Source organism: Arthrobacter sp. ISL-5 (assembly GCF_018613835.1).
Taxonomy (GTDB): domain Bacteria; phylum Actinomycetota; class Actinomycetes; order Actinomycetales; family Micrococcaceae; genus Arthrobacter.
The window spans coordinates 26,981-44,457 of record NZ_JAGGPM010000013.1; the positions used below are offsets into that span (position 1 = coordinate 26,981).

General features: G+C 67.5%; 16 protein-coding genes. 6 read left to right on the forward strand and 10 right to left on the reverse strand.

Translation table 11 applies throughout. The annotated features are described in order from the left end of the window. Nucleotides 1-372 precede the first annotated feature (372 nt). The 5 genes from J7I89_RS06795 to J7I89_RS06815 form a co-directional block, all read right to left on the reverse strand. A complete protein-coding gene (locus J7I89_RS06795) occupies nt 373-1,794 on the reverse strand; it encodes a sulfate adenylyltransferase subunit 1 (protein ID WP_251045025.1) in 1,422 nt (473 codons plus the stop codon). Continuing rightward, nucleotides 1,794-2,741, reverse strand: a complete 948-nt coding sequence (gene cysD, locus J7I89_RS06800; protein ID WP_214968521.1) for a sulfate adenylyltransferase subunit CysD — start codon at nt 2,739-2,741, stop codon at nt 1,794-1,796. The genes J7I89_RS06795 and cysD overlap by 1 nt, the downstream gene beginning before the upstream one ends. After that, on the reverse strand, nt 2,738-3,490 hold the full coding sequence (locus tag J7I89_RS06805; RefSeq protein ID WP_251045043.1) for a phosphoadenylyl-sulfate reductase: 753 nt from the start codon (nt 3,488-3,490) through the stop codon (nt 2,738-2,740). The genes cysD and J7I89_RS06805 overlap by 4 nt, the downstream gene beginning before the upstream one ends. A gap of 62 nt (nt 3,491-3,552) precedes the next feature. Beyond that, entirely contained in the window at nt 3,553-5,304 is a 1,752-nt protein-coding gene (locus J7I89_RS06810) for a nitrite/sulfite reductase (protein WP_251045026.1), read from the reverse strand. A gap of 179 nt (nt 5,305-5,483) precedes the next feature. Continuing rightward, nucleotides 5,484-6,284: a sirohydrochlorin chelatase gene (locus J7I89_RS06815; protein WP_214968522.1), complete on the reverse strand. Its 801-nt coding sequence runs from the start codon at nt 6,282-6,284 to the stop codon at nt 5,484-5,486. Nucleotides 6,285-6,343: 59 nt separating this feature from the next. Between J7I89_RS06815 and J7I89_RS06820 the strand changes: the two genes are divergently transcribed. Next, the gene (locus J7I89_RS06820; RefSeq protein WP_214968524.1) at nt 6,344-7,015 is read left to right on the forward strand and encodes a trimeric intracellular cation channel family protein; all 672 of its coding nucleotides are present in this window, start codon (nt 6,344-6,346) and stop codon (nt 7,013-7,015) included. 14 nt (nt 7,016-7,029) lie between these two features. Next, nucleotides 7,030-7,455 (forward strand): hypothetical protein, encoded by a 426-nt coding sequence (locus J7I89_RS06825; RefSeq protein WP_214968526.1) that lies wholly within the window; start codon nt 7,030-7,032, stop codon nt 7,453-7,455. Between the two features lie 154 nt (nt 7,456-7,609). Here J7I89_RS06825 and J7I89_RS06830 read toward each other — a convergent pair whose 3' ends face one another. The 4 genes from J7I89_RS06830 to J7I89_RS06845 form a co-directional block, all read right to left on the reverse strand. Beyond that, the gene (locus J7I89_RS06830; protein ID WP_214968528.1) at nt 7,610-8,449 is read right to left on the reverse strand and encodes a type IV toxin-antitoxin system AbiEi family antitoxin domain-containing protein; all 840 of its coding nucleotides are present in this window, start codon (nt 8,447-8,449) and stop codon (nt 7,610-7,612) included. Nucleotides 8,450-8,835: 386 nt separating this feature from the next. Next, nucleotides 8,836-9,936, reverse strand: a complete 1,101-nt coding sequence (locus J7I89_RS06835) for a polyprenyl synthetase family protein (RefSeq protein ID WP_214968529.1) — start codon at nt 9,934-9,936, stop codon at nt 8,836-8,838. Between the two features lie 9 nt (nt 9,937-9,945). After that, nucleotides 9,946-11,280: a geranylgeranyl reductase family protein gene (locus J7I89_RS06840; protein ID WP_214968531.1), complete on the reverse strand. Its 1,335-nt coding sequence runs from the start codon at nt 11,278-11,280 to the stop codon at nt 9,946-9,948. Between the two features lie 4 nt (nt 11,281-11,284). Next, a complete protein-coding gene (locus tag J7I89_RS06845) occupies nt 11,285-12,070 on the reverse strand; it encodes a demethylmenaquinone methyltransferase (RefSeq protein ID WP_214968532.1) in 786 nt (261 codons plus the stop codon). A gap of 132 nt (nt 12,071-12,202) precedes the next feature. Here J7I89_RS06845 and J7I89_RS06850 point away from each other — a divergent pair, with 132 nt between their 5' ends. The 4 genes from J7I89_RS06850 (at nt 12,203) to J7I89_RS06865 (ending at nt 16,316) form a co-directional block, all read left to right on the forward strand. After that, complete coding sequence (locus J7I89_RS06850) at nt 12,203-13,588, forward strand: isochorismate synthase MenF (protein WP_214968534.1); 1,386 nt, start codon at nt 12,203-12,205, stop codon at nt 13,586-13,588. A 216-nt stretch (nt 13,589-13,804) separates the two neighbouring features. Continuing rightward, nucleotides 13,805-14,611, forward strand: a complete 807-nt coding sequence (locus J7I89_RS06855) for an ABC transporter substrate-binding protein (protein ID WP_214968536.1) — start codon at nt 13,805-13,807, stop codon at nt 14,609-14,611. Between the two features lie 97 nt (nt 14,612-14,708). After that, entirely contained in the window at nt 14,709-15,500 is a 792-nt protein-coding gene (locus J7I89_RS06860) for an amino acid ABC transporter permease (RefSeq protein WP_214968538.1), read from the forward strand. A 12-nt stretch (nt 15,501-15,512) separates the two neighbouring features. Next, complete coding sequence (locus J7I89_RS06865) at nt 15,513-16,316, forward strand: amino acid ABC transporter ATP-binding protein (RefSeq protein ID WP_214968540.1); 804 nt, start codon at nt 15,513-15,515, stop codon at nt 16,314-16,316. A gap of 100 nt (nt 16,317-16,416) precedes the next feature. Here the strand turns inward: J7I89_RS06865 and J7I89_RS06870 are convergent, their stop codons facing one another. Continuing rightward, the gene (locus J7I89_RS06870; RefSeq protein ID WP_214968542.1) at nt 16,417-17,361 is read right to left on the reverse strand and encodes a type IV toxin-antitoxin system AbiEi family antitoxin domain-containing protein; all 945 of its coding nucleotides are present in this window, start codon (nt 17,359-17,361) and stop codon (nt 16,417-16,419) included. Nucleotides 17,362-17,477 lie beyond the last annotated feature (116 nt).

The following is a 17,477-nucleotide window of genomic DNA, read 5'->3' on the forward strand; positions in this document are numbered from 1 at the left end:
GCTCACAATCAACCCATGGCGACGGCGGGTGGCGGGTAGCTGTTCGACGGCAGCACGCAGCAGCGGCAGGAGTGCTTCCTGTCGCTGCCTTAACTGCATGCTGCTTGCCACTTTGTCCCCGCACTGTTCGCGGCCCGGAGGCCTGCCATGGGAATGTCCCGTTCCGGGCCATCACGGAGAAACTATTGTGCACCCGGCGGCGGCTGTCAACAGTTCGTTGCGCACGGACTCGTTCCCCCGGTGCGAAGTTCGCCCACGCTTGACCGGCCCCCGCCCGCACGCGCGGCCCGGGGCGCGGCCGGTCAAGCGGGGACAGCAAGAAGGCCCCGGTCCGGATAATTCCGGGCCGAGGCCTCTTGGTGTTCCAAGGAATCAGATGCTGTAACGCTCGTCCTCGTGGTCGCCCGGGTGGTCCTTGACCAGGCCCGCGGCCAGCGTGTTGCCGTCCAGCGGGTCGATCACCAGGAACGCGCCGGTGCGGCGGTGGTGCAGGTAGTTCTCCAGCGGCAGCGGGGCGGCGAGCCGGAGCTGCGCGTGGCCGATGTCGTTGAGTTCCAGGCTGGACGCGCCCTCGAGATTGAACGTGGCGAGGTCCAGCTTGCCGCTGACGCTGCGGACCAGCGCCTGCACCGTGCGGGTTCCGTGCTTGACCAGCACCTTGGCACCCTCGCGGAGCGGCTTCGGCGACAGCCAGCACAGGGCGGCGTAGAGGTCGGCCGAGCTCTCGCGGACGGTGCCGGCCGCGGCGATGGTGTCACCGCGGGCCACATCAAACTCGTCGGCCAGGCGGATCGCCACGGATTGCGGTGCCACGGCCTCGGTGAGCTCAGCGCCCGCGAAGTCGATGCCCGTCACCGTGGTGGTGCGCGGGGCCTGGCCGGGGGTCAGCACGCTGACCTCGTCCCCCACCTTGACCGAGCCCTCGGTGATCTGCCCGGCGTAGGCGCGGTAGTCGCGGTACTTCTCGACGTCGAGCCCGCCGGCAATTGCGTCGGGGGCCAGTGCACCCTGCGGCCGGACCACCAGCTGCACCGGGAAGCGGAAGCTCTCCAGGTGGCTTTCGAGTTCGTCGGCGGCGGGCAGGGTCTCGAGCACCTCGAGCAGGGCCGGGCCGGTGTACCAGGGGGTGCGCTCCGAGCGCTCCACCACGTTGTCGCCGTCGAGCGCGGAAACCGGAACCACCAGCAGGTCGGCGATCCCGTCGGAACCGAGGCCGAGCTCGCGGCCCACCTTCTGCACGTCGGCTTCGATCTCGCGGAACACGGACTCGCTGAAGTCCACCAGGTCGATCTTGTTCACGGCCACAATCACGTGGGCCACGCGCAGCAGCTGCAGCACGGACAGGTGCCGGCGGGTCTGCTCCAGGACACCCTTGCGGGCGTCGATGAGGACGACGACGGCATCCGCGGTGGACGCGCCGGTCACCGTGTTCTTGGTGTACTGAACGTGCCCGGGGCAGTCGGCCAGGATGAAGCTGCGGCGGTCCGTGGCGAAGTAGCGGTAGGCGACGTCAATGGTGATCCCCTGCTCGCGCTCGGCACGCAGGCCGTCGGTCAGCAGCGCCAGGTCGATGCCGCCGGCCGATCCGCCGAACCCGCGGTCCGCAGAGGTGCGGGCAACGGCGTCGAGCTGGTCGGCGAGGATGGCCTTGGAGTCGTGCAGGAGGCGGCCCACCAGAGTGGACTTGCCGTCGTCGACCGATCCGGCGGTCGCGAAACGGAAGAGGGTGGCGTCCTTCAGCGGAGCCTCGTCAAGAAGGGCAGCCGCGCGGGCGGTGTCAATTTCGGTGCTCATTAGAAATAGCCATCCTTCTTGCGGTCTTCCATGGCGGCCTCGGAAATGCGGTCATCCGCACGGGTGGCGCCACGTTCGGTGATGGTGGAGGCGGCAACTTCGATCACGACGTCGCGCACCGTGGCGGCGGCTGACTCAACAGCGCCGGTGCAGGACATGTCGCCGACGGTCCGGTAGCGGACGGTCTTGGTGATGACTTCCTCGTCGGGGCGGGGCTGGGACACCTCGCCCACTGCGCGCCACATGCCGTCGCGGGCGAACACCTCGCGGTCGTGGGCATAGTACAGGCCGGGCAGCTCGATGTTTTCGCGCTCGATGTAGCGCCACACATCCAGCTCGGTCCAGTTGCTGATGGGGAACGCGCGGACGTGCTGGCCCACTGTGTGGCGGCCGTTGTACAGGTTCCACAGCTCGGGGCGCTGGTTGCGCGGGTCCCACTGGCCGAACTCGTCGCGGAGACTCAGGATGCGCTCCTTGGCACGGGCCTTGTCCTCGTCACGGCGGCCGCCGCCGAAGACGGCGTCGAACTTGTTGGACTGGATGGCATCCAGCAGCGGGACGGTCTGCAGCGGGTTGCGGGTGCCGTCGGCGCGCTCGGCCAGCTCGCCGCGGTCGATGAACTCCTGGACGGAGCCGACAACCAGCTTCAGGCCCAGGCGCTCAACGGTGCGGTCGCGGAAGTCGATGACCTCGGGAAAGTTGTGGCCGGTGTCCACGTGCAGCACCGGGAACGGGACCTTGCCCGGCCAGAAGGCCTTGGTGGCGAGGTGCAGCATGACCACGGAATCCTTGCCGCCGGAGAACAGCAGGGCCGGCTTCTCGAACTCGGCGACGACTTCGCGGATGATGTGGATCGCTTCGGATTCGAGGGTGTCCAGGCTGGAGAGGCGCGTTGAAACGGCTGCGTCGTTCACCAGGGTGGGCTCCTCAGTTAGGAAAGTGCTCATACGTGTAGTCCGCATTCTGTCTTGTTGGTTCCTGCCCAGCGGCCGGCGCGGGGATCGTCGCCCGGGGCCACCTTGCGGGTGCAGGGCTGGCAGCCGATCGACGGGTAGCCCTGGGAGAGGAGCGGGTTGACGGGAAGGAGGTTGTCATCGGAGTACTGCACCAGCTGGTCGAACGTCCAGGCTGCCACCGGGTTGACCTTGACCAGGCCGTTGGCCTCGTCAAAGGTGACCAGCGGGGTGTTGATGCGGGTGGGGGCTTCGTCGCGGCGGACGCCGGTGAACCAGAGTTCGTAGCCGGCGAGGGTGCGGCGGAGCGGGGCCACCTTGCGGAGCGCGCAGCACTGGGCGGCGTCGCGGGCGAAGAGGTCCTTGCCGAGGAGCCGGTCCTGCTGTTCCACGGTGTTCTCCGGAAGCACGTCCACCACGTTGACCCGGAGGTTCGCGGCCACCTCGTCACGCGTGGCGTAGGTCTCCGGGAAGTGGTAACCGGTCTCCAGGAACAGGACGTCGACGCCGGGAATCTGGTCCGCGACGAGCGCCGGCAGGACGGCGTCGGCCATGGAGCAGGCGACGGCGACGGCGGGCATCTCGAAGTTGCGCTCCACCCAGGCGATCACGTCGCGGGCGGGGGCGTCCCAGCCGAGCTCGGCGGCGCCGGCCTCGGCCAAGGCCTTGAGCTCCTCGACGGACCGCTTGGGCACGGTCGTCGAGACCGGGGTTTCGGCGCCGCTGGCCGGGTTAATTCCCAAAGAGGGGCCACGGCCACCGGGGTCCCCGGCCGAGCTTGCGAGGTTGGGGAGTGGCTGGGGATTCACTGGAGTGCCTCTTCGTCTGCCGCGTGGGCCCACTCGGCGAAGGTCTGGCCTTCGGCGCGTTCCGCCACGAACTTCCGCACCACGCGTTCCACGTAGTCCGGCAGGTCCGCAACGTACACCTTCAGGCCGCGGACGGTACGTCCGAGGCCGGCCTCTTCGCGGTCCGACGAAGCCAGCCCGCCGCCCAGGTGGACCTGGAAACCGGGGCTTGGATCGCCGTCGGGCGTGGGGAGCATCATGCCCTTGAGCCCGATGTCCGCCGTCTGGATGCGGGCGCAGGAGTTGGGGCAGCCGTTGATGTGCAGGGACAGTGCGTGGGGCAGTTGGCCGCTGTCCGCGAGGTCGGCGAGGCGGCGCTCCAGCTCGGCAACGGCCGTGGCCGCGGTGACCTTGGTCTCCACGATGGCCAGCTTGCAGTACTCGATGCCGGTGCACGCGATGGTGCCCCGGCGGAACACGGACGGCCGGGCGGAGAGGCCCAGGGCGTCGAGCTCTGCCACGAGCGGCTCAACCTCGTCCTTGGGCACGTCCAGCACAACCAGCTTCTGGTGCGGGGTGGTGCGCAGGCGGTGCGAGCCGCGGGCCTCGAGGGTGTCCGCGAGCCTCACCAGCTGGGTGCCGGACAGGCGGCCGGCCACCGGCGTGGCGCCGATGAAGAACTTGCCGTCCTTCTGCTCGTGCACACCCACGTGGTCGCCCGGGGTGGACGGCTTGGGCGCGGCGGGGCCGTCGGCCAGCTTGTAGCCGAGGTATTCGTCCTCGAGGATCTGGCGGAACTTCTCCGGACCCCAGTCGGCCATGAGGAACTTCAGGCGGGCCTTGGTGCGCATGCGGCGGTAACCGTAGTCGCGGAAGATGCTGGTGACGCCGAGCCACACGTCGGCAGCCTGCTCGGGCGTGACGAAGGCGCCGAGGCGCTTGCCCAGCATCGGGTTGGTGGACAGTGCTCCGCCGGCCCAGAGGTCGTAGCCGATGCCGAGTTCGGGGTGCTTGACGCCCACGAGCGCGAAGTCGTTGATCTCGTGTACCACGTCCTGGCTGGGGTGGCCGGTGATGGCGGTCTTGTACTTGCGCGGCAGGTTGGACAGCAGCGGGTTGCCGATGAACCGTTCGCCCAGCTCGGCGATGAGCGGGGTGGGGTCGATGATTTCGTCCTTGGCGATGCCGGCCACCGGGGAGCCCAGGATGACGCGGGGCACGTCGCCGCAGGCTTCGGTGGTGGACAGGCCAATGCCTTCGAGGCGGCGCCAGATCTCCGGCACGTCCTCGACGCGGATCCAGTGCAGCTGGATGTTCTGGCGGTCGGTGAGGTCGGCGGAGTCCCGGGCGAAGTCGACCGAGATGTTGCCGATGACGCGCAGCTGCTCGGTGGTGAGAGCACCGCCGTCGATCCTCACGCGGAGCATGAAGTACTTGTCTTCGAGCTCGTGCGGCTCAAGCGTGGCGGTCTTGCCGCCGTCGATCCCGGGCTTGCGCTGGGTGTACAGGCCCCACCAGCGGAAACGGCCGTGGAGGTCCTGGCCCGCGATGGAGTCGAAGCCGTCCTTGGAATAGATGGACTCGATACGCTCGCGGACGTTGAGGCCGTCGTCTTCCTGCTTCCAGGTTTCGTTGGCGTTCAGCGGGGTGGTTCCGTCCACCTTCCACTGGCCGTGAGGCTTTGCGGCGGGGCGGGAGGCACGGGCCGGGCGCGCGGGCTTTTCCGCGGGCTTATCGGTCGCCGCTCCGGCTAGAGCTGTATCAGTCATGCATCGACTGTAGGGCCGCCCGGAAACCCGCCACAAAGGCCCCGGAAACGCTAAGTCACCTAGGGAAATATTTCGTCATGAATCGCCGAATGGCCTTGAACGGACCGCCCGGCTGTGCATCGGCGGCGGGGCCTGGCTGTGCATCGGCGGCGCGGCCTCTGGGCATCGGCGGCGCGGCGTCAGGCGGCGGCCGTGTGCGCGGCCAGCGCGGCGTCGAAACGCTCCAGCGCGATCTCCGCCAGCACCGGCGACGGCAGCAGCGGTGCCGTCACGACGTCCGCGCCCGCCTTGGCGAGCTGGTCGTGGAAGTAGCCCGGCGCGAGGAGGTACGACGCAATAACCACCCGGCCGCCCAGGTCAACGGCCCCGGCGGACTCCCCCGCCCCGGCACCGCCGGCGGCCTCCTCGCGGAGCATGGCCACGGCCTCGGGCACGGAGGGCTTGGCGGACGCCCCGTAAGCGGGCTCGATCCGGTTGGACCGGAGGGCTCCGAGCTGCTCGGCGAGCTTCTCCACGCTGAGCGCGGCGTTGGGGTTAGAGGAGCCGGCGGCGGCCAGGACGATCGCGTCGTTGTCCGTGACGCCGGCCTCCCTGAGCCGCTGGTCCAGCAGGGCGGCCAGCCGGGGGTCGGGTCCCAGCGGTGCGGCCGCGAGGGTCCCCGGGCGGCTCTTGACGGCCCGGGCGATGTCCACCTTCACGTGATATCCCACACTCAGCAGGAGCGGCACCACCACGGCGGAGGGCGCCGGTCCGCCGTCTCCCCCGCCTCCGGGGGCCTGGGCGGGAGCCTGGTCGCCGGGAGCCCCGGGAAGGCCCGCCACCACGTCCACCAGGTCGGGCTGCTGCACGTCCACGTAGGCCTCGCGGACGTCGAGCCCGGGGCGGAGTGCGGCGATGGCGTCGCGGAGGGCGTTGACCTCGGCGGCTCCCTGGGCGTTGGAGGTCCCGTGGGCACAAGCGATCATGATCGGGCTGTTCATACGGGCTAGCGTAACGTTGGAGCCGCCCTGTCCGCCCCTTGAATTAGCCGGGACGCTCCATGACATTCCCTTTTGACATCGCCCTGGTATGGCTGGACCTGGCCGGCGTCTTCTTCTTTGCGGTCTCCGGTTCCCTGCTCGCGGCGCGGAAACAGTTCGACATCATCGGTTCCCTCCTGCTCGCCTCCCTTGTTTCGCTGGGCGGCGGCGTAATCCGCGACATCATCATCAACACCGGGCCGCCGGCTGCCTTCACCAACCCCGCATACCTCGCGCCGCCGCTGCTGGCCACTGTGTTGGTGTATTTCCTGTTCTCCAGCGTGCAGCGCTTCACCTCGCTGCTGACTCTGTTCGACGCCGGCGGCCTGGCCCTGTTCTGCATTACGGGCACGCTCAAGGCGCTGTCCTCCGGGATGAATCCCATCGCGGCGGTGCTGTTGGGGGTCGCGACGGCGGTGGGCGGAGGCCTGCTGCGCGACATCACGGCCAATGAGGTGCCACAGCTGTTCGACGCCAGGGACCTCTACGCCCTGCCCGCGTTCACAGGCGCCGCGCTTACAACCGTGCTGTGGGTTTCGGGTTCGTTCAATGCCCTCTCAGCGTGTGCCGTGGCGGCCGTCGTGTTCGCCTTCCGGGTGCTGGCCTGGCGCCGCTCGTGGCACGCTCCGCTGGCCGTCCGAGGGTGGCACCGGCTGGGGCTGGACACCGGCAATTCACGGGGCCGGGATTAGCTAGGATAAGAGCCATGACTGACATGTTCCTCGAGAAGTTCCGCGCGCTCGTTCCGAAGTATCTCGAAGACGAATGGCAGGAAGAGGACGGGCTGCCCGCCGAGGAGCTCGATTCCGCACTTGCCGAACATCAGTTCGCCGTTCCGCTGGTGCTCCGCGAGTTCTACCTGGCCCTTGGCGGCTGCGAGGACCTCATGGAGGCCTACCACTACTTCTGGGACCCCGAGGAACTCGAAGTGGACGACGACGGTTTCCTCATGTTCCTTGAAGACGAGGCGGAGCAGTTCACCTGGGGCTTCCGCATGGGCGATCTCAGCGTCCCGGACCCCATCGTGTACCGCCGCAACAACCTCCGCGGCCAGTGGAAGAGCGAAGAAGGCACCTTCTCGGAATTCGTGTTCGACATGTTCGACTGGGCCTTCAACGAGGACGAGGACTGACCCTCACCTTTGCCTTACCTTTCTGTGCCGTCCTGACCCTGTTTGGCCGCCGACCGGCAGCGGCTCGCCGCTGAGCCTGCGTGTCGGGGATCCCGCGGCGTCAAAGAGGGTCACGACGGCGGCACTCACCACGACGGCGGCCCTCACCAGGGCGTCATTCGGGTGCGAACCTGCCCAATGCCCGCAGGCGGAGCACCGCCAAGACCTGTTCCACCATGGCTTCGGGGTGATGTACCACGTCATCGTAGTAATAGCGCAGTGTGAGATGGCCCCCGAGCATGCCGGCATTGTTGCGCCGCTGATCTTTCTTGACCTGCCGAGGTTCAAAGTGCGTGGAGCCGTCCAACTCCACCACCAGACATTCCTCAACCAGGCAATCCACCTCGCCCACCCCCGGCAGGTGAACGTGCATGCGGACCTTGAGGCCGGCGCGGACAAAGTGCGTATGGGCCAGTATCTCCAGCACGGAGTCTGCCCGCGGAATCAGCAGATCCAACACCGCGCGGCCGCGGCCGTTCCTGTTCCCGACGAGTTTGTTCCTCAGGAAGTCAGCGGAAATCTGGCCTCGGCCCGTGGCTGACTGCACCAGGGCCAGCGCTTCGAGCTCCGGCAGGCAGCGCACCGCATGAAGGAGCACATCTGCCAGGCCCGCCACGGGATAGGCCCGGTGGGGGTCGTGCGTGCACGGGGCATGGTCAATCACGCCGGTCTTTGGCACACCGTTGCCGCAGCTCAGGTGCACTTCTTGCGGCGGATGCAGGGCCCACAGGCTGTAGAACCGCGCTGCCGACACGCAGGTGAGCCGGCCGTTGAACCTAAAGGCGGCTAGGACGCCGTCGTCCGCGTTATGCAGCGCGTACACTCCCCGCAGCGTCCGGTGCAGCCGCCCGGCGTCGACGGCAGCCTCGAGCGCGGGCCGGAGGAAGCCGGCGCGCAGGAGGTCGCTCCTCCGGGCCGCTCCGCCGCGTCGCGCCAGGAAGGTTGCAAGGTCCATCACCCCACGGTCCCCGTGCTCGGCAGCCATGGGGAGCCATGGACTTGCCTATGTGCACAACCTACCCGGGTCCGCCGTGACCCACTTTCGTGGCCGACTGCCGACGGCGCGCCACCCCACCGGCGTGTCCTTCAAGGACGGAGACCAAACAAGGTCAGGACGGCGGCACGGACGGCGCAGGGTTGTGACACGCCCGTTAACAGCAGATTTGAATTGTGTGACAAACGTGTCATAGACTGTTTCATGGATCCACTAAATGCCTCCGGTGGATCTGATGCGAACGGAGAAACGGCCCCGGTTCCATGCAGCGTATGACTCGTAACGCTGCAGGGAACCGGGGCCGTTCCGTTTAAGCCTGCTCGGTCCAGGCCGGGGAGGCCGTGGGCCTAGCTCGCGCGGTCCACCACGGCCCGGGCGAAGCTGGTCAGTGAATCCTTCACCACGCCCTCGGGCAGCGGCGCCAGCGCGGCGATGGCTTCGTCGGCCCAGGCGCGGGCGACCACCCACGACTCCGCGGTCACGGGGTGCTCGCGCAGGCCGGCCACGGCTTCGGCGAGGGCCTCGTCGGAGGAGAGGTCGCCGTCGATCAGCTTGAGAAGCTCGACGGCGGACTGGTCGCCCTGCGTCGCGGCGTTGCGCAGGAGCAGCACCGGCAGGGTGGGGACGCCTTCGCGGAGGTCCGTTCCCGGGGACTTGCCGGACTTGACCTTGACACCGGTGACGTCGATGACGTCGTCGGCCAGCTGGAAGGCCACGCCCACCTTTTCGCCGTATTCCACCAGGACGTGCTCGTAGGCTTCGTCGGCGCCGGAGAAGATGGCGCCGAACTGGCCGGAGGCCGCCACCAGGGAACCGGTCTTGTCCGCGATGACCGACAGGTAGTGCTCCACCGGGTCCTCGTCCGGGCGGGGGCCCACGGTTTCGTGCAGCTGGCCCAGGCACAGCCGCTCAAAAGTGCGGGCCTGGATGCCCAGGGCGCGGGAGCCCAGCTCGGAGACGAGGATCGATGCGCGGGCGAAGATGAGGTCGCCGGTGAGGACAGCCACGGAGTTGCCCCAGACCTCGTGCGCCGTGGGGGCACCGCGGCGGAAGGGGGCCGAGTCCATGACGTCGTCGTGGTACAGCGTGGCCAGGTGCGTCAGTTCCACGACGACGGCGGCCTGCACCACCGCGGGCAGCGAGGCGTCACCGAGGTGGGCGCAGAGCAAGGTCAGCAGGGGGCGGATGCGCTTGCCGCCGGCTTCCACGAGGTGACGCGACGTTGCGTCAGCCAGGGGGTCCGAGTTGGCGATGGCTTCGCGCAGCTTCTTCTCCACGCGGGCCAGGTTGTTGGTGATCGCGGGCCCGAGTTCGGGGTCCCCCGCGATGGCCGCGAAGCCTGCCGGCAGCTGGAGCCCGGTGGCGATGGCGGTGGTGTTGAGGCTGGGTTCGGAGGCCGGCAGGCCATGCCCGGCATGCGTCCAGCTGTGGTTCGCGGAGTTGGTCACGGGTTAACCCTAACTTTTTGTTGCGGAAACCGCTGATTTGAGGCCTGACGGGGCATGGGCGGACGTATTGGACGTGGCGGGCACCAGCAGTTCCAGGACCCTGATCACGCGGTCTTCGAACCCCTTGGCGGCCGGATCGGTCAGGTTGGCCAGGAGCCGGACCACGAAGCGCATGAGCACGGGGACGGGCATTCCGGTCCGCAGCGCGAGCTTCATCACCGCGGGCTTGCCGATCAGCGCGGCAAAGGCCCGGCCCAGCGTGAAGTGCGACCCCCACTGCTTGCGCACGTAGTCCGCGTACCCCGCGAGGCGGGCATCGGCGTCGTGCGTGGACCAGCCGGCAGAAGCGGAGCGGGCGGTGCAGTCGATGATGAACTCGGCCGCAAAGCGGGCGGACTCCATGGCGTAGGAGATGCCCTCGCCGTTGAACGGGGACACCATGCCGCCGGCGTCGCCGAGGAGCAGCAGGCCCGGCGAGTAGTGCGGCGTCCGGTTGAAGCCCATGGGCAGGGCGGCACCGCGGATCTCGCCCACCTGGTTTTCCGGAGTGAAGCCCCATTCGGCAGGCATGCCGGCGGTCCACTCGCGGAGCACCTGCTTGTAGTCCAGCTTGCCGAATTCCTTGGACGAGTTGAGGATGCCGAGGCCCACGTTGGAGGTGCCGTCGCCCACGCCGAACACCCAGCCGTAGCCGGGCAGCAGCTTGCCGTCGCGGCCCGGAAGCTCCAGCCAGCCCTCCATCCAGTCGTCGTCGTGGCGCGGGGAGGTGAAGTACGTGCGCACGGCGACGCCAAGGGGTCGGTCGTCGCGCTTCTGGATGCCGAGGGACACGGCGGTGCGGGTGGAGTTTCCGTCCGCTGCGAGGACGACGTCGGCGGTAAAGTCGAGCGTCTCCCCCGTCTTGCGTCCGGACTCGTCCAGGAGCGCTGCGCGGACGCCGGTCACCCGGCCGTCCTCGCTGCGGAGCGCTTCGGTGACGCTGTGGCGTTCCAGCACGACGGCGCCCGCGGCCTGGGCGTGCCGGGCCAGTTCCTCGTCGAATCCGAGCCGCGTGCGGATCAGCCCGTACTGCGGAAAGTCGGACACCTCGGGCCAGGGCAGTTCGATGGAGCGGCCGCCAGCGAGCAGGCGCAGGCCTTTGTTCCGGCGCCAGCCGTCCTCCTGGTGGTGAGGCAGGCCGAGCTTCTGGATCTCCCGGACTGCCCGCGGCGTGAGGCCGTCGCCGCAGACCTTTTCGCGCGGAAAGCTGGTTTTTTCCAGCACCGTGACGTCGATGCCGGCCTTGGCGAGGTAATATGCAGCGGTGGACCCGGCCGGACCCGCGCCGACAATCAGTACTTTCACAGTGTCAGCGGGCGGAACGCGGGATGTTGCGGCGCAGCTTGGCCACCGGGCCGGTGTGGGCGGCGATGGCGGCAGCCCCGCCGTCGGGCGTTGAATCAAGGGGCTTGTGGGCGCGGTGGACCGCAACGATGCCGCCGCTGAGGTTGCGGTAGGTGACGTCTTGCCAGCCGGATTCCTGCAGCCACGCGGCCAGGTGGTCCTGGTCCGGCCAGGCGCGGATGGACTCGGCGAGGTAGACGTAGGCGTCCGGGTTCGAGGAGACCTTGACGGCGATGGCCGGGAGGGCCCGCATGAGGTATTCGGTGTACATAGTGCGCCACAGCGGGACCACCGGCTGGGAGAACTCGGCGATGACCACCTTCCCGCCGGGTTTGGTGACGCGGAGCATTTCGGCCAGGGCCTTCTTGGGCTCGTTGACGTTGCGCAGGCCGAAGGAGATGGTGGTGGCGTCGAACGTGTTGTCCGCGAACGGCAGGTTGGTCGCGTCACCGGCGATGAAGTCGATGTCGGGGCGGCGGCGCTTGCCCACCTTGAGCATGCCGAGGGAGAAGTCGCAGGCCACCACGTCTATGCCGGCATCGGCATATGGCTCGCTGGAGGTCCCGGTTCCGGCCGCCAGGTCCAGCACTCGCTGGCCCGGCCGCACATCCATGGCCTCGACCACAACCTTGCGCCACCGGCGCGTCTGCCCCATCGACAGGACATCGTTGACGACGTCGTACTTCGGTGCGACGTCGTCAAACATCGTGGCTACTTCGTCCGGACGCTTATCCAAGGATGCTCGGTTCACCCTGACAATCTACCCGAATCTACCGTCAGGTACTTGCCGCTGCCGGCGGGAAGCGGTAAGCCCCGGCGAGGCGGGCGGCCGAAGTTGCTGTTTTCTACCGAAGTTTGCCGCGCGGAGTACTGTTGACCCATCATGACCAGAACGCTCCGCACCTTGACAGTCCCTTTGGATGGAGAATCGACTCCCGGGGGGCTGCCGTCGTATCTGGTGCGGGACGATGTCCTCTGCTGGACCCGCCGCGAGGCCGGCCTGGTGGGCTTCGGCGAGGTCGCCCGGTTCACGGCCACGGGCCCGGAGCGCTTCCTCGAGGCGGACATCTGGTGGCGGCACCTGGTCATCGAGGCCGACATCACCGACCACGTGGAGTGCCCCGGCACCGGCCCCGTCGCGTTCGGCTCCTTCGCGTTCTCCAAGGTTTCCGCCCATGAATCCCGGCTGATCGTGCCGGAGATCGTGGTGGGCGTCCGTGACGGCCGCACCTGGCTCACCCAGATCACGGCCGACGACGGCGAACTCACCGAAGCGGGCGCCCTCGCCGCCCTGGAGGGGTGGCTGGAGTCGACTGCTGCTTCAAGTGGCGCTGCCGCCGGCGCCGCTTCCGGCGGCGCTTCCGGCGGCGCTTCCGGCGGCGGGGTGCCCGCGGAGGCGGGTGCCGCCGTCGAACTTTCACACCCCGCCACGCTGGAGACCGGGTCCCTGAGCGAAGAGGACTGGATGGCCGCCGTCGCCGCCGGTGTTGCCGAGATCCGGACGGGACGGCTGGAAAAGCTGGTGCTGGCCCGGGACGTGGTGGCCACGGTGCCGGAGGGCGTCAATGCCGCCGAAGTGCTGCGGCAGCTGGCGGTGCGGTACCGCGAATGCTGGACGTATGGCGTGGACGGGCTTGTGGGCGCGACGCCGGAGATGCTGATCCAGGTGGAGGGCCGCACTGCCCAGGCGCGCGTGCTGGCGGGAACGCTGGACCGCCTCGACGCCGTGGGCGAGGCCGGGCTGCCCCTGGACTATGCCGAGCGGGTCCTCGCCGGGTCCGAGAAGCAGCGGCACGAACACGAGATCGCGATCCAGTCGCTGACCACTCAGCTCGCGCCTTTCTCCGAGGCCATGAACGCGCACAGCGAACCGTTCATCCTGGAGCTGCCCAATGTGTGGCACCTGGCATCGGACGTCAAGGCAGAGCTCACCGAGGTGGAGGGGCACGTCCCCACCTGCCTGGCGCTGATCAATGCCCTCCACCCCACGGCGGCCGTGTGCGGCACCCCCACGCAAGTGGCCGGCGCCCTGATCCGCAAACTCGAGCACCTGGACCGCGGGCCGTATGCCGGGCCGGTGGGGTGGCTCGATGCCGCGGGGAACGGCGAATGGGGCATCGCCCTGCGCGGCGCCGTCATCGAATCGCCGAACACCGTGCGGTTATATGCCGGCTGCGGAATAGTCGAGGGGTCGCACCCGGAGGCCGAGCTGGCGGAGACCTGGGCCAAGTTCCGCCCGATGCTCGAATCGCTGGGCATCATCAGCTAGCCTATGCTCAGCCGGCGGGCGGGCGGCGGGGCCAGACGGCGGTCGGGCGGCCGGGAATCCGGGATTACAGACACGCGGGCCGCCGAAGGTCTTGAATTACAGTGTGATTTAGTTATCCAATAGTGAAACTTAGTTTTCTGTGATGTACCTCTCGTGTTCGGCGGTACACTATAAACCGATTTAGGTCCGCATACCCCTGCAACAAAAGGTAAGAAAATGCAGCTCAAGTCCCTTGCCACGGCCAAGCTCAGCGCCAAGGCAGCCGCAATCCTAGCCGTCGGGGCCCTCAGCCTCACCGCATGCGGAGGCGGCGGCGCCACTCCCGCTGCCACCACCACCGGCGGGGTGCAGCTGATCAATGCCGGCAAGCTCACGGTGTGCTCCGACGTCCCTTACGAGCCGTTCGAGTTCCAGAAGGAGGGCAAGATCGTCGGCTTCGACATGGACATCGCGGGCGAGCTGGCCAAGGACATGAAGGCCGAGCTCAACGTCGTGGACAGCTCCTTCGAAGCCATCGAGACTGGAACGGCCCTAACCCAGTGCGACGTTTCCATCTCCTCGATCTCCATCACGGACACCCGCAAGAACGTCATGGACTTCTCGGACCCGTACCTGAATGACGATCTGACCCTCGTGGCCACTGAGGCCTCAGGCATCACGAACATCGACGGCGCCAAGGGCAAGAAGGTGGGCGTGCAGCAGGCCACCACCGGTGCCCAGTACGCGAAGGACAAAGGCCTGGACGCCCAGCAGTTTGAGGACACGGGACTCCTGGTCCAGGCCCTCAAGGCCGGCACCATTGACGCCGCCCTGGGCAACCAGTCTGTCCTCGGCTACGCCATCAAGGATGACTCCAAGTTCAAGCGCGTAGAGGACTACGCCACCGGTGAAAAGCTCGGCATCGCGGTCAAGAAGGGAAACTCCGCCATGCTCGGCCAGGTCAACACCACGCTGAAGCGCCTGACCGACGACGGAAGCCTCAAGAAGTTCGAGACCAACTGGTTCGGCGAAGCCACCAAGTAACCGGCGCGCCTGACACCTACGCAGCAGGGGCCCCGTTCCGGATCTGTTCAGCAGTCCGTACGGGGCCTCAACTGCGCAAAACGAATGTGAGTACACCATGGCAATGACCGCACGACAGCGAGCCAGAGTAAGTCTTTACGTCCAGGCCGGGATATTCGTCGTGGCCATGGCCGCGCTGATCCTGGCCACCGACTGGAAGACCGTCACGGACAACGTCTTCAACTTCGGCAAGATCGGTCCGATGTTCCCGGACATCATCCTGATCGGCCTGAAGAACACCCTGATCTACACCTTCCTCGGGTTCATCGTCGGCCTCTCCGGGGGTCTCCTGCTGGCCCTCATGAAGCTCTCCACCTTCCCGCTGTACCGCTGGATCGCCACCGGCTATATCGAGTTCTTCCGCGGAATCCCGGCCCTGCTGGTGTTCATCGCCTTCGGCTACGGCGTTCCGCTCGCGTTCGGCGTCCAGTGGAGCGTGACAGTCGTGGTGATGGTGTCGCTGGGCATGGTGGCGGCCGCTTACATCGCAGAGACGCTCCGCGCCGGCCTGCAGGCGGTGCCCAAGGGCCAAATGGAGGCCGCGCGGTCCCTCGGCATGCCGATGTGGCGGTCGATGGTCACGATCGTCATCCCGCAAGCCTTCAGGATCGTCCTTCCGCCGCTGACCAACGAGGTTATCCTGCTGACCAAGGACTCCTCGCTGATCTACGTGCTGGGCCTCACCGCCTCGCAGTACGAGCTCACCAAGTTCGGCCGCGACGGCATCTCCAGCCTCGGCGCAGGGCTCACCCCGCTCCTCGTAGCCGGTGCGTTCTACCTCGTGGTGACCATCCCGCTGAGCCTCCTGGCCCGGAAGTTCGAAAGCCGCTCCGCGCGGACCAAGCGTTAGGCAGAGAAGTCAATGAACGACGTCGTAATTCCCTCCCGCAACCACACCGGGCCTGTCCACGCCGCCGGGGTTTCCATCAAGGACCTGCGCAAGTCGTACGGCTCCAACGAGGTCCTCAAGGGCATCAGCCTGGACGTTGCCCCGGGCGCGGTTGTCTGCCTGATCGGCCCGTCCGGTTCCGGCAAGTCCACGCTGCTGCGGTGCGTCAACCTGCTTGAGCAGCCCAACGAAGGCACCATCCATGTGGGCGGCTTCGAGGCCACGGACCTCGACGTGGACATCGACAAGATGCGCCGCAAGGTGGGCATGGTGTTCCAGCAGTTCAACCTGTTCCCGCACCTGAACGCGCTGCGCAACTGCACCATCGCGCAGACCAAGGTACTCAAGCGCTCCCAGGCCGCGGCGGACAAGGTGGCCCAGGCCAACCTCGACCGCGTGGGTCTGGGGCACCTCGCGGACCGCTTCCCTGACCAGTTGTCCGGCGGCCAGCAGCAGCGCGTGGCCATTGCCCGCGCTCTGAGCATGGACCCTGAGCTGATGCTCTTCGACGAGCCCACCTCGGCCCTGGACCCGGAGACGGTGGGCGACGTGCTCTCCGTCATGCGGAACCTGGCCAAGGAAGGCATGACCATGCTGGTGGTCACGCACGAGATGGGCTTCGCCCGCGAAGTGGCCGACCGTGTGGTCTTCATGGACGGCGGCGTGGTGGTGGAGGAAGGCGTGGCCGAACGTGTCATCAGCAACCCCACGCAGGGCCGCACCAAGGAGTTCCTCAAGCGCGTGCTGGACCCGACGCACATCGAGATCTCGGAGTAGGTTTCCTTTTTCCGCGCCGTTTTCGGACAGCCGCTACGTGGATCCACGTAGCGGCTGTCCGTTTTTGTAGCGAATTCGGTGATGGGGCGCAGGCTCACCCTCAACACGAGGGCCGCCTCAACCGTGGTACCCCGGCCAGATCGAGGAAGACCGCAAACTTCCTCGGGTCCGCCAGGTCAGACCACGTCCATCGGATGACACGGCGGCCGGTGGCGCGTATGCGGTCCTCCCGGCGCTTTTCGTCGATCACCACCTGCGACGTGGATCGTCCCCGCAAGTACTCGTCCTTCTGGTACTTGACCATGCCGTCGAACTCTCCGGCCAGACCGTCCTCCGGCCACTCAAAATCAAGGTAGCCAGCAAGCCCGCTGGCATCGCGGATCTCCGACTGCAGCATGGGTGGTTTGAAGCCCGCAAGGTGCATCAAGGCCCGGCTCAGCGATTCCCCTGGTGACCCCGCCGCAGGATCAGCAAATTCCAAGGCAGCCTGGATTCGCCGCACGGCTGCATCGCTATACGGTGCCAATGCCGCCGCGAGCTCGTGTTTGGTCACCGCCTGCAGGCCACGCGGCCGGTCCGGTTTCAAAACATGGTCAAACGCCACGACGGCCTGCTCGAATGACCCGAAGGCGGCCAGATCAAGCACAGTCCTGGTTCGGCTGGTGACAAGGAGGCCGGACCGCTCTTCGATCTCCAAGGATTCGGTGTCCACACGATGCCGGCGGACCCCGGCACGGGAGCGCCCGCCGCGGCCGTCGCCGGTACAGGCGTGGACCAGCGTGTGAGTGCCCAGCAACGGGACGCCCCACACACACGCAGCAGACTGCCGGCAGAATACGGTGGTGCTCCGCAGCGTGGATGCGGCCGCCTGGATCAACATCGGGTACCGTTCCCAGGCCGTCAGGGCCCGCCACTCCGCGGCTGGCACGTACACGCCCTGCCGGATTCTGCTGAGCTCGCCGGCAGCTTGGAGCCGTGCCAATTGCCGGGCATCGCGGCCCAGCTTGGCATATTCGCTGGTGAGGATCAGGGTTGATTGCGGCATGCTTCGATGCTTGCGCCGCATTCGTGCAATGAACACCGGCGACAGGCCGTATGTGGACAAGCTCGCACCGGAATCCGCGGCGATTCCGGACATCCGCACCTCGGATCCGGGGCGCG

Coding starts and splice junctions, on each gene's coding strand:
- J7I89_RS06795 (WP_251045025.1), bottom strand. CDS start 1,794: ATGAGCACCGAAATTGACACCGCCCGCGCGGCTGCCCTTCTTGACGAG.
- cysD (WP_214968521.1), bottom strand. CDS start 2,741: ATGAGCACTTTCCTAACTGAGGAGCCCACCCTGGTGAACGACGCAGCC.
- J7I89_RS06810 (WP_251045026.1), bottom strand. CDS start 5,304: ATGACTGATACAGCTCTAGCCGGAGCGGCGACCGATAAGCCCGCGGAA.
- J7I89_RS06815 (WP_214968522.1), bottom strand. CDS start 6,284: ATGAACAGCCCGATCATGATCGCTTGTGCCCACGGGACCTCCAACGCC.
- J7I89_RS06820 (WP_214968524.1), top strand. CDS start 6,344: ATGACATTCCCTTTTGACATCGCCCTGGTATGGCTGGACCTGGCCGGC.
- J7I89_RS06825 (WP_214968526.1), top strand. CDS start 7,030: ATGACTGACATGTTCCTCGAGAAGTTCCGCGCGCTCGTTCCGAAGTAT.
- J7I89_RS06830 (WP_214968528.1), bottom strand. CDS start 8,449: ATGGACCTTGCAACCTTCCTGGCGCGACGCGGCGGAGCGGCCCGGAGG.
- J7I89_RS06850 (WP_214968534.1), top strand. CDS start 12,203: ATGACCAGAACGCTCCGCACCTTGACAGTCCCTTTGGATGGAGAATCG.
- J7I89_RS06855 (WP_214968536.1), top strand. CDS start 13,805: ATGCAGCTCAAGTCCCTTGCCACGGCCAAGCTCAGCGCCAAGGCAGCC.
- J7I89_RS06860 (WP_214968538.1), top strand. CDS start 14,709: ATGGCAATGACCGCACGACAGCGAGCCAGAGTAAGTCTTTACGTCCAG.
- J7I89_RS06865 (WP_214968540.1), top strand. CDS start 15,513: ATGAACGACGTCGTAATTCCCTCCCGCAACCACACCGGGCCTGTCCAC.
- J7I89_RS06870 (WP_214968542.1), bottom strand. CDS start 17,361: ATGCCGCAATCAACCCTGATCCTCACCAGCGAATATGCCAAGCTGGGC.